Source organism: Methylomonas aurea (assembly GCF_024505045.1).
Taxonomy (GTDB): domain Bacteria; phylum Pseudomonadota; class Gammaproteobacteria; order Methylococcales; family Methylomonadaceae; genus Methylomonas; species Methylomonas aurea.
Map to the genome: position 1 here is coordinate 60,326 of NZ_JANIBM010000022.1, position 15,906 is coordinate 76,231.

General features: G+C 59.2%; 8 protein-coding genes. All 8 read right to left on the minus strand.

Annotated elements, in window-relative coordinates; all coding sequences use genetic code 11:
* Nucleotides 1-3: 3 nt before the first annotated feature.
* Nucleotides 4-5,100, minus strand: a complete 5,097-nt coding sequence (locus NP603_RS14900; protein WP_256611713.1) for a PAS domain S-box protein — start codon at nucleotides 5,098-5,100, stop codon at nucleotides 4-6.
* A gap of 241 nt (nucleotides 5,101-5,341) precedes the next feature.
* Nucleotides 5,342-6,145: a SapC family protein gene (locus tag NP603_RS14905; protein WP_256611714.1), complete on the minus strand. Its 804-nt coding sequence runs from the start codon at nucleotides 6,143-6,145 to the stop codon at nucleotides 5,342-5,344.
* A gap of 78 nt (nucleotides 6,146-6,223) precedes the next feature.
* Complete coding sequence (locus NP603_RS14910; RefSeq protein ID WP_256611715.1) at nucleotides 6,224-7,072, minus strand: efflux RND transporter periplasmic adaptor subunit; 849 nt, start codon at nucleotides 7,070-7,072, stop codon at nucleotides 6,224-6,226.
* 26 nt (nucleotides 7,073-7,098) lie between these two features.
* Complete coding sequence (locus tag NP603_RS14915) at nucleotides 7,099-9,159, minus strand: preprotein translocase subunit SecA (protein WP_256611716.1); 2,061 nt, start codon at nucleotides 9,157-9,159, stop codon at nucleotides 7,099-7,101.
* Nucleotides 9,160-9,177: 18 nt separating this feature from the next.
* Nucleotides 9,178-11,358, minus strand: coding sequence for a hypothetical protein (locus tag NP603_RS14920; RefSeq protein WP_256611717.1), 2,181 nt, complete (start codon nucleotides 11,356-11,358; stop codon nucleotides 9,178-9,180).
* On the minus strand, nucleotides 11,340-13,244 hold the full coding sequence (locus NP603_RS14925) for an efflux RND transporter periplasmic adaptor subunit (protein WP_256611718.1): 1,905 nt from the start codon (nucleotides 13,242-13,244) through the stop codon (nucleotides 11,340-11,342). The genes NP603_RS14920 and NP603_RS14925 overlap by 19 nt, the downstream gene beginning before the upstream one ends.
* Before the next feature lie 6 nt (nucleotides 13,245-13,250).
* Nucleotides 13,251-13,871 carry a hypothetical protein gene (locus NP603_RS14930; protein ID WP_256611719.1) on the minus strand — a complete coding sequence of 207 codons (621 nt, stop codon included), beginning with the start codon at nucleotides 13,869-13,871 and terminating at the stop codon, nucleotides 13,251-13,253.
* 233 nt (nucleotides 13,872-14,104) lie between these two features.
* On the minus strand, nucleotides 14,105-15,906 hold a 1,802-nt coding region (locus tag NP603_RS14935; RefSeq protein WP_256611720.1), incomplete at its 5' end, for a cohesin domain-containing protein.

Here is a 15,906-nt window from a genome sequence, read left to right on the forward strand (position 1 = left end):
CGGTTATGGTGAAAGGTTAATGGCCAAACGTTGCTGTAATGCAGCCAACAAAGCCAGCGCTTGGTCTATGTTGAATACGTCAATCTCGGCGGCGATCTCGTCGATGGCCGTTTCCAGGTCGCTGCCGCTGACCCCGAAACGCAACTCGGTGATTAACTGCTCGGCGGCGCCCAGATCGGATTCCAATACCTCCGTCAGCTCGCTTATTTTAGTCGCGATGGCAACGGGGGATAATGGGACGCCGGATACCGGGATGTTTGCCGAAGCCACGACCAGGCTATCGATGTCGGTCATGATCTGTTGTAACAATTCGTCAAATTGTTGGAGTTCTTCGGATGTTGGCTGGCGCTGTTGTTTAAGCGTGCTGTCGACGCCAGAGATGCATTCAAACAGCTTATTGGCGCCGATATTGCCTGCCACGCCTTTCAGCGAGTGGCAATACTGTTCCGCTGGCGTCAGATTGTCGGCCTGCAATAGACGCCGTAATTCCTCGACAGCGTTGGAATAGTGTTCGCGAAACCGTTTCAGCTGCTTGCGATAAGCCGCTTCCTTGCCGCCGATGCGGCGAATGCCCTCGATCGCTTGCAGACTTTGCAGGGCCAATAATTCCGGCGAACAGTTGCTGCTCCCGGCCGCCCGACTGCCAGACTCGGAGGATGTCTGTTTCAGCCATTTGGCCAAACAGGCAAACAACAGTTCCGGTTCGACCGGCTTGGTGACATGGTCGTTCATCCCGGCAGCCAAGGTTTTTTCGGCGTCTTTGGCCATTGCCAGCGCGGTCATGGCGATGATCGGCAGGGTAGCATAGCGTTCGTTACCGGTCTGTCGGCTCAGGTCGCGAATTCGGCGCGTCGCTTCCAGACCATCCATCACCGGCATTTGAATATCCATCAGCACGCAATCGTATCGAGTTTGCTGCACCATGGTTAAAGCCTCCTGGCCGTCGACGGCTTCATCGACCTGAAAATTCATGCTGCGCAGTAATTCGATGGCGAATTCCCGATTAATGGCGTTGTCTTCCACCAATAACACGCGCTGGCCGGAAAAATCGGGTGGCGCCATGAAATGACTGCAAGACGACGAACCCTCCTGCCGACTGGCCAAATTCCCGCGACCCAATACCGACAGCATGCTATCCAACAGAGAGGAAGGCGATACCGGTTTGATCAAAAAGCCATCCACCGCGGCCTGATGCGCCAGCGACATCACATCTTCCCGGCCATAAGCCGTGATCATGATGACTTTGGGCTGATACTTGATGGCCGGATCGGTGTGAATGCGACGTGTCACTTCGTCGCCGTTCATGCCGGGCATGCGCCAGTCCATCAGCACCAGCTCTATCGGTTGCTCGGCAGTCGACTCCAGCTGTTCGATGGCCGCGATGCCGTTCGCTGCAACGTCAACCTGCATTTGGAAGTAACGCAGCATTTCCGCCAGGATTTCCCGCGAGACCTGATTGTCATCGACCACCAGTACCCTAACGCCTTTCAGCAAAGGCCCGGTTTGAGCCAGCAATTCGCGCCGATGCGACTCCGCCCTTTGCGAGATGTGCAGAAGTAACGTGCAGCTTATGGTAGTGCCTTTGCCGGGTTGCGAATCCTCAACCCAAATGCGCCCGCCCATGGCTTCCACCAAATGTTTACAAATGGCCAAGCCAAGCCCGGTACCTCCGAAGCGCCGGGTAGTCGACTCGTCTGCCTGGGTAAATTTTTGAAACAGCCTGCTTTGCAATGCCGCATCCATACCGATACCGGTGTCGCGGACCGAAATTTGCAAGGTCACCACATCCTCTCGCACGTTCAGCATGCGGAAAGCCAGTTCCACTTCACCGCGCTCGGTAAATTTGATCGCGTTGCCGCATAGGTTCAGCAATATTTGCTTCAGACGCAAAGGATCGCCGAGCAGAGGCGATGGAATGTTCACATCGTAACGGACCAGAAACTCGACGCCTTTCTGCTCGGCGTGGAGACCGACCGTATCGGTCAGTTGTTCAATGACGCTATCCAAGGCGAATTCCGCGGTTTCGAACTCCAGTTTGCCGGCCTCGATCTTGGAGAAGTCGAGAATGTCGTTGATGATGCCGAGTAACGAATGCGCCGCCCCCTGAGCCTTGCTCAAGTGGTTATACACTGTCAAAGGCAAATCTTGCTTCAACGCCAGATACAGCATGCCTAAAATCGCATTCATCGGCGTGCGAATTTCATGACTCATGTTGGCCAAAAACTGACTCTTCGCCAGAGTGGCGGCCTCGGCATCCTGGCGGGCTAGTTCCAGTTCGCGGGTCCGCGCCGCCACCAGTTCTTCCAGGTTGTGGCGGTAAGACTCCAGTTCCAAGGCGATGTGTTTTTTCTCGGTGATGTCTTCCTTGATCGCCAGATAATGGGTAATGGCGCCGTTGGGCTGCCTCACTGGCGTAATCTGCGCCCATTCGATGTATTCGCTACCGTCCTTGCGCCGATTGATCAACTCGCCGGACCAGCTCTGCCCCTCAGCCAGGCGCGACCACATCTCGTCGTAGGTGGCCCGGTCTGTCTTCCCCGATTGTAGAATGCGCGGATTTTGATGCAGGGCTTCTTCGCGACTGTAACCGGTCACCCTACTGAAATGGCGGTTGACGTATTCGATCTCGGCATCCAGATTGGTAATGACGATACTGTTGGGGCTTTGCTCCACCGCCAACCACAATTTACGCAATTCGGATTCGGCTTGCTTGAGTTCGGTGATATCGGTAATGACGGCGACACGGCAATGGCGCTCGGAGAACTCGATGTCGTGCGAGCGAACGATGATGTCGATCAGCGAGCCGTCTTTGCGTATGTGTTGCCATTCGCCGACATAGGCAAAACCGTGCAAACTGGCCGACAAATCGGCAATGGCCTGCTTTTGGGCTTCCGGGTAAAAATCGGTGAGCTTTAACGCAACCACTTCCTGTTGGCTGTAACCGTAGAGCGCGGTAAACGCATCATTCACCGCCACCATGGCAAGCGAACCTCGCTCGTAAATCAACATCGGTGCCGGATTGTGATCGAACAAATGGCGGAACTGTTGCTCGATTTGTTTGCGTTCGGTGATATCGGACCAGATCAGGGATAGATAGTGGCGACCGTGAATGTCGATGACCTTTATGCTGACATGGACGTTGCGCAAGGAACCGTTCTTGTGGCGACGCAAGGTATCGAATTGGGCGCCGCCCGCCGCCATGAACTCGTTCGTCATGCGTTTGACGGTATCGGCATCGAATTCGCCTTGAATATCGGGTAGATGCAAATCGGCAAACTCTTCGCGGCTATAGCCCAGGCTGTTGCAAGCCGCGTCGTTGAATTCGATGAATTCGAAGGTTTCCGCATCGATCAAGGTAATCGCATCGCGCGCTTGCGAAACGATGGAACTGAAAATACGTTCGCGGGTGCGCGCTTTTTCTTCGATGAGGCGCCGCCGCACGACACTGCTCAATCTCTCCGCGACCGCATCGATCAGGAGTCGTTCTTCTGTCAAAAACGGGCCTTCCTGTTGTCTGGGTTTGGGTTGAAGATAGCCTACCGTTATTCTCCCCACTGTCGCTCCATCGATTACCAGGGGCGCACTCAGCGAATCCAGGGGCGTCCGGAAATTGTCGGTGCTAAAGTTTTGCCCATCCCATTCGATGCAGGCGGCCGCACTCTCCGGATGGAGCCAGCCCGGGGGCAGCAGCATCGCTACCGAGCGCATCACGTCGGCTAACGGCTTTTGAAAATCTTCGGTTTCGCGAAAGATCGCATGCAGGCACTTTTGCTCCTTGATGCGCTCCTTCAAGGCGACTTGCGTTTCATGCAACTCGGTTATGTCTCGCGCCATGCCCAGCACGCCGATCAACTTGCCGTCTTTGGTGTTGACCGGTGTCTTTATGGTTTCGTACAGTTTGCTGGAGCCGTCGGCTTTGGTGGACAAATCCAGATTTTTGATGGGTTTGCCGGCGGCGATCGCTTTGAAGTCTTGTTCGCGGTATGCGTCGGCCCGGTCCCGGGCCATCAAATCGTAATCGGTTTTGCCGATCACCTCTTCGACCGGACCGCCGAACAACGGATCGAAGCTGGGATTGCACAGCAGATAAACGCCATCGGGATTTTTCAACCAGACTTTTTCCGGCATGGCATTCAACAGGGTACGCAGCAACTCTTCCTTCTCCGCCAATACTTCCAACGCATGTTGCCTTTCGCCAAAATAACAGGCCAATGCCATGCCGACCAGCGACAGTACCACCATGAAAAACCAGTAATTGATTGCCTGATTGTCGCCGAGAGCTGGATCGATAAATCCCAGGCGCTTTTCGACCAGACCGAACATGGCCTGAGTCGCCGTCATGACCAGAATCGATGTGGTGGCCCGGTTACCGAGACGAACCGCGGCCCAACTGACGAATAAAAACATCCAGAAGCTTTTCGCGAAGTGACCCACGCTATCGTGAAACCAATCGAGAAAAACCATCTGCCCGGCAAAAAAGTTCATCGCAACGATCAGTAGGGCTTCACCGTATTGCTTAGGCCTTTGCAACCGGCAGGACGTGTTGGACCAGACCAGGATCAGCGGAGTAATCAGAATTACGCCCAGTGTATCGCCCATCCACCAATGCACCAGGCTGGGTAAAAAGTTGTCGATTTGAATAATGTCGCTGCCGAGCAAGGTCAACGTGCCAACCAGTGCGGCCAAGGTACAAGCGACGACCCCGCCGAGACTGATTAATAGCAAGTAGTCGCGCAGCGTCTGCAGCGAATGATTAACGCCCTGCATGCGCTTGATTAGCCGAGCCCCCAGCCAGGCGCTGGCCGCACTACCTGCAGAAATGGTGATAGCGGCAAAAACATCCTTGCCTTGCCACAAATTGAGCGCCAATGCGCCGCTGAAAATAGCCCAGACGTAGCGCTTGCCGCCCAGCAAAATCGCTGCCAAAGCCAGTCCGCTGGCGACGAAAAAAACGCTGGCATTACCCTCGGGCGCGAAAAAAAACAGGGCTAACCGGGCAGTCAACGTATAGAGTGCGGCGACAGTAAGCCAGATCAGCCAATCGGTGGCACTGGCTTTCAGTCTGAATGCTCGGTTATCGGTCCGGTAATGCGAGTCCATGAGCAATTCCTTTTGTTAAACCGCGCCGCACTGCCGCTGCTTGTATTGGTTGCGGAGTGGTCGCCATCGCTTGTTGATCCGGCCTCGGTGTGTCGTAACCGTCAGTAATGGTCCTGTCGAAACACCGGCAGCGCTTCGACACCCCCCTTACCCTATGGGCAGCAGCGCAAAGGGAAATCAAAATTTCACGAGGCCGAATCAACAATAGCGGAATCGATTGGGTTCAGCCTGACCGCCGCGATTAATGCAGCTTTTCGTCAGGCGCATGATCAGTGGCGATTGCGGCTTCGGCCGGTTTGTCGGCGTCGGCGGCCGGCGCCGAGTTGTGCGCCGCGCTGCGTTCCAACATGCCGGTAAAGTTGCGCATCGACTGCAAGTGCAGATAGATTAACTCCAATTCGTCGAGTTTGAACAAATCGATTACTTGCTCGTCGTTCAGGCGTTTCAGGCGTTCCCGGTTCACCGCGAAGAATCCGGCCAGACGCGAGCGTTGGCCGGAAGTCAAGGTGAATTCCGCTTGCATCGGCTCCAGCAAATCCAGATCGCGCAGTTTCTGGCAAAACGCCTGGGTCCTCAGGTTTTGGCCCTGGTATTCGTTGACGAAGCGCAGCATGTTGTCCAGATATTGGGTTCTTTCGCCTTCGGCATCGAACAGGCGCTCGCCCTTATTGTCCTGATTGCAGCCGACGAAATCCTCGTCTATGCACAGGGTAAACGTCGAGCGGTCTTCGCTCTCGGAAAACACGAACGGATAACGCCGGATAAAAGCCGGAATGTATTTGGCATCCCAATGGTTGGACTCGTTGACGAACAGGTTTTCGCGTTCCTTGATCCCGAGCAATGCGATAGGCATCATGCCGTCCTCGTTACCGGCGAAAACGAGGGTGTATTCGTCGGCCGCGCTGGCAAACTCCACGGCCAATACCGGCACCGAATTGATATGTTTGGCGAAGGAATAATCGTTGCCGGCCTTGACCGACCAACCGGTGTGGCGGTCCTTGGAAACCGGTACGACTTTTTCGTAGATCAGTAATTGCGTAGCCATTGCTCATTCTCCTCGTTAAGTAATTTTACTGTTTTTGATTTTAGCCGAGCCCAACGCCCGCCTTGCCGCGAATCTCGGCTACAGTGCCAGCGTCGCCTTGCATTTCACCCCGCCTGGCAGGTTTCCGCCCGGATTGGACAAATCCGCGCGGACCTGAAACGTGCCGCTGGCAGCGTCGATGACCTGGTCCACCAGATTGATCGCCACATTATAGCGGCCCTCCAGCGGCGCTTCCGGGACGATGTCGGCGCGCATCCCGGGTTTTACCCGGGTGTAGTACGCCAAAGGCAGGATCATTTTCACCCGTAACGGATCGATCTGGGCCAGTTTCAGGATTGTGGTCGTGGTACCGCCGACTTCGACCACTTCGCCGGGGTACATCAATTGTTCGGTGACGATACCGTCGATCGGACTGTGGATCACCCGCAGCCCCAACTGAGCGTTGGCATAAGCCAGTTCGAGCTTCGCCACCTGCTTGCTTTCCCGGGCGGACATCAATTCCGCCTGGGCTATGTTTTTTTCCGCCTCGGCGTCGTCGCGCTCCTGCGCCGAACTGTAGTTTTTCTGCGCCAGCGCGTTTCTGCGGTTCAAGGTTTGATTGGCATGGACCAGGCGGCTCTCGGCCACGGCCAGCGGCCCGTTCATCGCCGCCCTGACTCCGGCCAGTTCCGCAGCGGCGCGCTCGACGCTGGATTCCAGACTGACCAACGGCGCATTGCGCTTGACCGTGTCGCCGCGGCCGGCATGCACTTTGTCGATTAAACCGGTGACCGGACTGCGGATTTCGAGCAGTTGGGAGGGTTCGATCAGACAGTCGAAAGTGGCTTGGCCGGGAGCCTCAGCCGCGAGCACCGGCATCCACACCGTCAACACTATTCCGGCAAGCCATCGGTAAGCTCTGGCCGGCTTCGCTGTAACTTCGTTCATTCTCTGGTAAACCTCGTTGGTTTTGATCATTCCGTGGCGCCGGAAAACGCCAGTTGCCGCCGCATTTGCCGGTCCTGCCGCATCGTCGCCCGCCGTTGCGCGGCATTGGCCGCCTCGGCTTTGCTCTGCATGGTACGCCTGAGCAGTTTGACTGCCGACGCCGGCGGCAATCCCGGCCATTGCAGCGCGGTCCAGTTGGCCAGCGCGGAGGCATAATGCCGAACCAATTCGTCGTCCAGCGCAACGATGGCGCGGCAGCTTCCCGGATCGCCCTGGCGGGCGCAACGGCCGAACAATTGCCGGTCGATCCGCGCCGACTCATGCCATTCGCTCAACACCACATGCAAACCGCCGCGTGCGGATACCGCTGGGGCCAACGGAATATCGGTACCGCGTCCGGCCATATTGGTAGCCACGGTAACCGCTCCGGGCTGGCCGGCCCGGGCCACCAAACTGGCTTCGTCCTCGTCCTGCAATGCGTTCAGCACCTTGTGGACTATGCCGGCTGCGGCCAAGGCCCGAGAAATCGCCAGCGAGGCCATCACCGAACGGGTGCCGATCAATACCGCCCTGCCCTCGTTTAAAATCCGCATGACTTCGTCGACGATGGCGGCGTGTTTGGCCTCGGCGTCGCGCAGCAACAAACTCGGCCATTCGATGCGTTGGCAAGGCCGGTTGGGTTCGACCCGCAAGGTCGGCACCCGGTACACCGCCGCCATTTCCGCCGCCACTTCGCGCAAGGTTCCGCTCATACCGGCCAGGCGCAGGTAACGGCCGAAAAACACCTGATAGGTCAACCGCGCCAAGGTCCGGTTCTGGCCGGTGACGGCGCAGCCTTCCTTGACCTCGACCAATTGATGCAGACCTTGCTCCCAACTGCGGTCCGGCAGTAACCGTCCGGTAAACTCGTCGACGATGACGATCTTGCCGTCGAGCACGACGTAATGCTGATCGCGGCGGTAGACGTAAATCGCCCTTAGAGCCTGCAGCACGTAATGCTCCCTGACCCAATCCAACTGCCAGAATTCGTCGAGGGCTTTTTGCCGCCTGTCGAATTCGGCCGCGGCAAGGTAGTCGTCGGCCAGTTGCGCCAAATACAAACGGCCTTCCTTGCTCAGTTCCGGTATGCGTTGCGCGCCCAACAGCCGAAAGTGCAGGTCTTGCTGCAATTGCTCGGCAATGGCCAACACCTGTTCGAACACGTCGCGGTCGGCGCCGCGATCGCTCAGCGCCGACAGTATCAGCGGCGTGCGGGCTTCGTCGATCAGGATGCTGTCGGCTTCGTCGACGATCGCAAAATGCAGGCCGCGCAAGCGCAGCCGCTCCTCGCCACGCTGCGATTGGTGCAGGCGGCGTACCGCCAATTGCGCCGGGCTGTTGATGCCGCCGGCGTTGACCCGGTCGCGCAGGTAATCGAACACTAAATCCTTGTTGGTGCAATAAGTCAAATCCCGGGCATATTGGCTGGCCCGATCGCCCTGCGCGACGCCGCCGTGGACCACGCCGACGCTCAACCTGAAAAAGGCGAATAGCGGCTGCATCTTCTCGGCGTCGCGTTGCGCCAGATAATCGTTGACCGTCACCACGTGCGCCGGTACGCCGGCCAATGCGGCCAGACAGGCCGCCAACGCGGCGGTCAGGGTTTTACCTTCACCGGTATCGAATTCGATCAAATGCCCGCACAACAATTTCCACGCCGCCAGCAGTTGCGGCGGATGCGCCAGCAGCCCCAGCCGGCGCCTTGCCGCTTCGCGCACCAGTGCCAAAGCCAACGCACCGCTAGCGAAATCTTTGCCGATAAAGGCGGCGTTGGCGGCCGGCCGGCTTTCGCGGCGCAACCGGTCGTCGTCCCATCGCTCCAGTTGCAGGCGTTCCGCCGCGGTTGCCACCGCGTCCCGAAACCGAATCCGCTCCCGCTGGCGCGGGTACCAGGTGCGCAGCTTGCCTTGCCACCATCCCGTCACCCAGCGGTCCAGCGCGGAATCGGCCGTATCGGCCCGCTCCGGAAAAATCCGCGCCGCCAGACGGACGTCGGCGGGCGGCCATTGTCCACCATGAAAAATCGGCATTTTATTCACAATAGCCATCGGGCCTGCTCCAGCCGATCAGGAATGGAAATGGGCAAGGAACAATCGCCTTAACCCGCGCCAAATCCGTTTCCCCACCGGCTCCAGCGGATGCTCGAACCGGACGCTGACCCGGCTGCCGATCAACCGGTACGGAAAGTCGTCCGGTAATCCCAGTTCGTACTCGAAATGGCTGGTCAACGCCCGCCGGCCGCTGTCGTCGCGCGGATCGGTGGCGATTTCGCCGCCGCCGGACCGGCCCAGCGCGGCACTGGGCAATTCGTTGGAAGCGGCCGGCACACTGCGCAGTATCGTCGCCGGCCACAAGGAATCGACCGCAAACGGCAGCTTGACCCGTACCGAGCGGGTATGCTCGCGAATCAGGGCTTCGTCGGACTGGTCGACGATGATGCGGACCCGCGGCGGCGCCGGCGGTATCACGTAACCGAGCACATCGCCTTGGCGAAAATGGCGTCCGGGCATATCCTCGCTCTGGCTGAGCCATAAGCGGCCGCCGCTGGCGCTTTTCACGGCCAGACGGGCGTCGCGTTCTGCCAAATGCGCCAGGGCTTTCTGTTCGCGCCGCAATTCGGCCGCATAGCGCTCGCCGGCGGCAGGGTCCTCGAGTCTGGCGGCATCGTAGCGCACCTGCGCCGCCTCGGTGCGGGCGGTCTGTGCCGCCAATTCCGCCGCCAAACCGGAATCGGCCAATTCCAAAATGGTTTCGCCCGGCTGCAAATCGCTATCGCTGATCGCCAATACCCGTTCCGCAAATCCGGTCTGCCCTGCCCTGACCACGGCGCTATCCGGCAACCACAGCACGCCGTCGACCTGGGTATGGTGCGGTAACGGCAGCGCGAACAGAAACAGTCCCAGGCCCGCAGCCAGCGCCAAGATCACCCGTCGCGGCCTGCTGTCGATTCCGCCGGCAGAGACATTTCTGGCCAGCCAGCCCAGTGCCCGCCATAACGGCAATGCAACGCTGGCGGCGACACTCCAGACCGCAATCAACACGCCGACCGCAAAATATTGCCCGGCGACGAACACCGCGATCGAGAACATGACGAAGGTTCGGTACAGAAAGGACAACGGCGAATACAGCGTAAACCAGAACGCTTCTCCGGGCGCTTGCGCCGGCGATTCGGCGTAGCGCCGGCCGAGCAAATGGCGTTCGAACAGATACGACCACCAGCGGCCGGCGCGTTGCGCCAGGTTGGGAATTTCCAATGCGTCGCTGGCAATGTAATAGCCGTCGTAACGCAATAAAGGGTTGGCGTTGAACAACACAGTGGTGACGCTGGCCAATACCGTGACATCGTAAGCCAAGGCCTTGGCCATGCCGGGCTCCAGCCAGAACCACAAGTAAAACGCCAGCGCCGCCAGCCAGACCTCGACCAGCATGCCGGCCGCGCCGACCAACATTCGGGCGCGTTTGTCCGGGAAGGTCCATGAACTGGATGCTTCCAGGTACGGCACCGGCAAAAACAGCAACAACATGATGCCCAAATCGTGAACCTCGCCGCCGCCCAGTTTGCAGGCCAGGCCATGACCGAGTTCGTGCAGAATCTTGACCAACGGAAACAGTACCGCCAGCATCAGCAGGTTATCCAGGGCCATAACCCTTTCGCCGAAATTATTGGTCAATTCCCGCCAATGCGAAGCCGCCAATACCAGCGCCGGCAATACGCAGACCAGCCAGATCGCCGCGCCGCGCCAGCTCAGCACCGGCGCCAGCCGCTGCGCGGCTCGCTGCAGAAAACGGTCGGGATCGAACAGCGGGATTCTGATCGCCAACGGATTGAAATAACTCGCCGCCCGCTTGCGCCAGGTCTGGCTGCGGCCGCGTCCGGCCAATTCGGCCAAATCCGGTAGCGTATCGGTCGCCAGTAAATCCAGACTGTGCAATTGGCCGAGTAAACTCAGAATCTCTTCCTGGCTCGGCAAGTGCTCGCCGGCTTCGGCCGCCAGTCGCAGCCACAGTTGTTGCAGCGTAGTACGGCCGTCCAATAGCCGGATGATGCGGTAGGCCTGACGATCGAAACGGTGATAACGGGCGTTGATGCGGTCTTCGACCACGTACCACAATTGCCGGCGCCAGTACTGGGAATGGATGCGCAAGGTATCGCGCAGCCGCGGGGCCAACCCGGCGACTCGGTACCAATGGCTGTTGACCAGCTGGCTGCCCAGCGTCGAATCGGCGTTTACAAGCCCAGCGTCCATAGCGTATACCGTGCCCAATCGAACACCCGGTGCAGCGCGATCCACAACAAGGTCCGCTCTCCGGCTTCCAGTTTGCCGACGCCTTCCATGCCCGGTTGCACGCCATTACTTTCGCCAAGAACGGCGGCTTCGACTCTGAAACTGTTGCGGCCGTCTTCCGCCAACGCCACCGGCGCAACCTTGTTGACCTTCAGCGCGAAACGTTCTCCGGGCAAGCCGGTCAGCACCAATTCGCCCTGCTCGCCTTCGCGGACATGGACGATGTCGCGTTCGTCCACTTTCAACACCACCCGCCAGGCCGACATCGGCGCCACCTCGAACAAGACTTTACCTTGTTCGACCGGTGCACCCTGTTGTTGCGACAGGTCGCCTTTGACGATGACGCCGTCGAACGGCGCGACCACGGTGGCCCGCGCCAGCTTGCTGCGCACGAAAGCCAGTTCCGCCTGCGCTTCTTCGAGTTCGGCTTGCGCCAGCCTGACCGTCACCGCGATGCCTTTCGCCATCGCTTCGCGCAGTTTGCGCTCGGCCAGCTCGGCCTGGGCTACCCATTGCGATTCCTCGAGGCGCAATTCGCGTTCGTCCAACCGAGCCAAGACGTCGCCCTGTTTGACCGCATCCCCGGCGCGTAAATAGGCTTCCTGAATAAAACCGGCGAACGGTGCCGCGACCACGCGTTGCACCTTGCCTTCCACCGTCGCCGGCGCCCGAACCCGGAAATCGACCGGCAACGTCGCTGCCAGCAACAAGCCGAGCGCGGCCAGCGCAGCGGCGAATTTCAAGCCCGGATGGCGCGGACCCAGCCAATCCGCCAGTGTTTGCCTGATGCTGTCACGGCCGTGAGCTGCCAACCCGCGGGCGGCGACCGCGTGCAAATCCACCGCCGGCGCCAATGCCAAAGCCAGCGTTCGCAAAAATTCCAGATCGGCCGGCGCGGGTTGGGCGTCCAGATCCAGCAGCAAGGCGCCGACCCGGCGCCCGCGGTGGCTGAGCGGCAGCGCGACCGCGGCCGGGGCTTCGGCTTCCCGGCAATAGTCGGCGACGGCATTGAAGGCGATAGTAGCATCATCGCCGGTTTCGGCTGCGGGATGGGCTACGGCTTGGCCGGCCAGCAAGGCCTCCCGCATCGCTTCGCGCGCGGCGGCCATCAGGTTGGAACGCGACTCGAAACTAGCGCTGGCCGACACGCTGGCTAATTCGATGTGGTGGCCGGATGCGTCGCAATGGCCGACTATGGCGAGCCGGCACGGTAAGGCCTCGGCCAGGCGGTTGACGATCCAGCGTGCGGCCTCGGCCGGATTGGGTTCAGCCAACACCCCAAGCAGCAAATCCTGCAATAACGCGGAGTGTTTCAGACGTCGATCCCGGTCCAGTAAATGGCGGCGGTCGAACAAACCCACCAGCCAACCGGCACCCCAATGCAGCAGGCGCAACGCCTCACGCATCGCCGCATCGTTGCCGCCGAGCACGTGCAACACGACGACACCGTATATTTCGTCGGCGGATAGCAGTGGATAGGCGCATTGGGTCAAGCCGTCGGCATCGTTGCGGACGATACCGCGTTGTTCGATCAATGCGTCTTGGGCAATTTCGGCCAGGAACGACATATCGCGCTGGGGATCGGGCCAGACGGCGGCCGGCGCGTAGTTATCGCCCTCTTCGTGCAGCAGCAGAATACCGGCCTGCGCCCTGGGTATCCACTGGCAGAGGATGCCTAACCAGGCGCGGCATAATTGTTCGGAGGTTTGGGCCTGGACCAGCTGCGACCAAAAGTCTTCGGCCGCGCCCTGAGCGGCACCGGCGCTGGCAAATCCCGAACCCGCGCGGGATTCGGGACCGACCGTTCCGACTACGGCAGCGGATCCGCTCTGGGCGGAGCCACTCATGTCTGGTTAAACTGAACGGCGAACTCGGGTTACAGCCAACATGCCCAAGCCAGACAACATCATCAACAAGGATGGCGGTAACGGAACAGCGGCGACGTTTGCAGTTTTGACGATGGTGTCGATGGCGGCGGCATTTTCATCGCTCGCGTCTAAAGTCAATATGACCGGGCTGGTTTGGCCGATCGGAAAACTGTTGTTCAACTGAAAACTCAACAACAACGAGTAAGTACCGGACAACGCCAGCGGCGGTAACGGTTGAAAGTTGGAATCCACCGCATACCAGGTTACACCAATGATACCGTTGCTAGGATTGATATTCGGTACTAAGAGGCCGGCTGAATTGAGCCCGGCCAACGCGTCGACCGGCACGCCATTCTGGTAGAAATCGCCATCCAGCAGGGTCAATAATGAAGCATCGAATTCCAGGCCCAAATCGAAAGACGAAATTAAGGTGTTAGCGCCGAAATCGAAGTCGAAAGTTACGTCGACATTACTGCCGGGAGCGCCGGCGACGTCGTGCGGGGTGACGCTAAGCGCGGCCTTCGCTGCCGGTGCAGCCAATACCAACGCCGCGGCCGCCACCAGCGAAAATAATAGGGAATTGAATTTGGAATGTCTGTTAAGCATAAAAACTCCGTTTGATCGATTCATTTGAAAAACTGGTATCACCCGTTCGCACCTCTGCCTAGCATAATCGGCGCCAACTGATATCCCTGCCGAAACATTAACCACTTATACCATAAATCGGCTTAGCGCCCGGCTGTCGCGGCGGCGTGGTGTAAAAATAGCCGACGCCCGACCCGAACCGCATCCGCCTGGTCTACAAGGCGGTCCGGACCGGGGTGCGAGGCTATTATCTATTAATGTAATTTCGATTTAATTGGACGTTTGGCCGAAATGCTCCAATCGTTGGCTTTAGCCGAATCTTTCTCAGAAGGATTCAACCATTGGCTGAGCCAGGCTTGTTGCTCGGTTTTGCCGAGATCGAAACTTCTGGCGCCCTGGCGCAAAGCCAGCGTCGGTTGCCGAGCCGGTGCGGCGGCCGGAGCTAAAATCTCGATCAGCCCGTCGGTCGGATCGGCGCCGGCAACCGGCAACGGATCGACCGTCAACCAGGTATCGTTGAGCCGGACCGAGACGAAATCCAGGGCTGCAGCTCCGCGCGCACTGGCGGCGACAGCAAAATTCAGCTCGAACAGGACGCCGCCGCCATCCGCCAACGGTTTTAGCGCACTGGCGTCGATTTTCAGTTCGCCGGGGGCGTTTTCGACCACGGTATAGACGAATCCGGCGGTCAGCCCGGTTTTTTGCACCTCAAGCAAACCGAGTTTGGCAGCATCGTAGCGCACGGTCATTTGTATCGACTCGAGTCCGGCCGCGGTATCGATATTGACCGGTACCGTCACCCGGCTGCCGGCTGCCGCGGCGACCGAAGCCAGGGTCAGTTTCGGATCGGCTCCGGCAAATACCAGCGGCGGCAAACCGGCCGGTATCGGCGGAATATCGGCCTGCGGCGTGCCGCCGATCTGGTAGGCCAGTTTCAGCGCATCGGCCGACTGCAAGCGGCCGTTCGGGTTGACGTCGCCGACGATCAACGGATCGACCAACGGCCAGGCACCGAAGCCGCTATCTTGTTTGAGCAGGACCCGGTTCAAACGTTGGAAATCGAGCGTGGTGTAGCTGGCATCGCCTGTGACGTCGCCGATAAAGGCCACCACGTGCAGTCCATCGTCGTTCTTGATTTGGCGGGCTCCGCCGTCCAGTTGCACGCCGCTGAACCGCAGCGCATCCTTGGCGGCATAAGCCGCCGTCGCCGGTACCTGCGCTACCAGATTGCCCAGTACCAACTTACCGGCTGCCAGCGGCGCGGACGCCTCGATCGATACCCGCAATTGGCCGGCCACCGAGGTATCGACAGCGACCAGGCTGCCCGCCGGCAGATTGCCGCCGCTGAACCCGCTGACGCTCAACAAGGCCGGATCGTAATTTAAAGTGAATGCCAATCGGGTCGCACCGGCAGCGTTTTCCAACGTAATCGGGAAATTGAAATTGTTGGCCGGATTTGCCAAAGTTTGACCGGGGCCGCGGGCAATTTCGCCGACCGACAATACCGCAGCGTTGGCCGATGCCACCGTGAAAGCCTTCAGGTAACTATCTCCGGCCGTACCGTCGGCATTGCCATCCAGCAGCAATCCGCCGAGGCCTCTAAAGCCGTCGAGCCGCGAAGCCAATGTCAGGTTGTAGTTGCCCGCCGCTAATACGCCACCGGTACGCAGGAAACTGAAACCGGCATGGTCGTTGTCGAGAATCAGGCTGCCCGCCACGGCAGCGCCGGTCGGACCGGTCAGTACCAAGTCGGCCGCTCCCATATTGCTGGGTTCGCCGGTATAAAGATTCAAGACGCTGACATCGAGCGCCCGGTTGAAACGGACTGCGAATCCGGAATCGGTCTGCACGAAAGACACCACCTTCAAACTCGCCGCGGCGGCGACGTCCAGCGTAACAGTGCCTTGCGCGCTGCCGCCGAAGCCGTCGACCACTGTGTACTTGAAGCTGGTGTTACCGCTGAAACCGGCCGTCGGCGTGAAGCTGAAGTGGCCGTCGGCGAAGGCGGTGACCGTGCCTTGAGTACCGGTAATGTCGATCGATTGCACCTGCAGCG

Bases quoted from the DNA above. Each gene is read 5' to 3' on its own strand.
- NP603_RS14925 (WP_256611718.1), bottom strand. From the start codon at position 13,244: ATGAGTGGCTCCGCCCAGAGCGGATCCGCTGCCGTAGTCGGAACGGTC.
- NP603_RS14915 (WP_256611716.1), bottom strand. From the start codon at position 9,159: ATGGCTATTGTGAATAAAATGCCGATTTTTCATGGTGGACAATGGCCG.
- NP603_RS14910 (WP_256611715.1), bottom strand. From the start codon at position 7,072: ATGAACGAAGTTACAGCGAAGCCGGCCAGAGCTTACCGATGGCTTGCC.
- NP603_RS14930 (WP_256611719.1), bottom strand. From the start codon at position 13,871: ATGCTTAACAGACATTCCAAATTCAATTCCCTATTATTTTCGCTGGTG.
- NP603_RS14900 (WP_256611713.1), bottom strand. From the start codon at position 5,100: ATGGACTCGCATTACCGGACCGATAACCGAGCATTCAGACTGAAAGCC.
- NP603_RS14920 (WP_256611717.1), bottom strand. From the start codon at position 11,358: ATGGACGCTGGGCTTGTAAACGCCGATTCGACGCTGGGCAGCCAGCTG.
- NP603_RS14905 (WP_256611714.1), bottom strand. From the start codon at position 6,145: ATGGCTACGCAATTACTGATCTACGAAAAAGTCGTACCGGTTTCCAAG.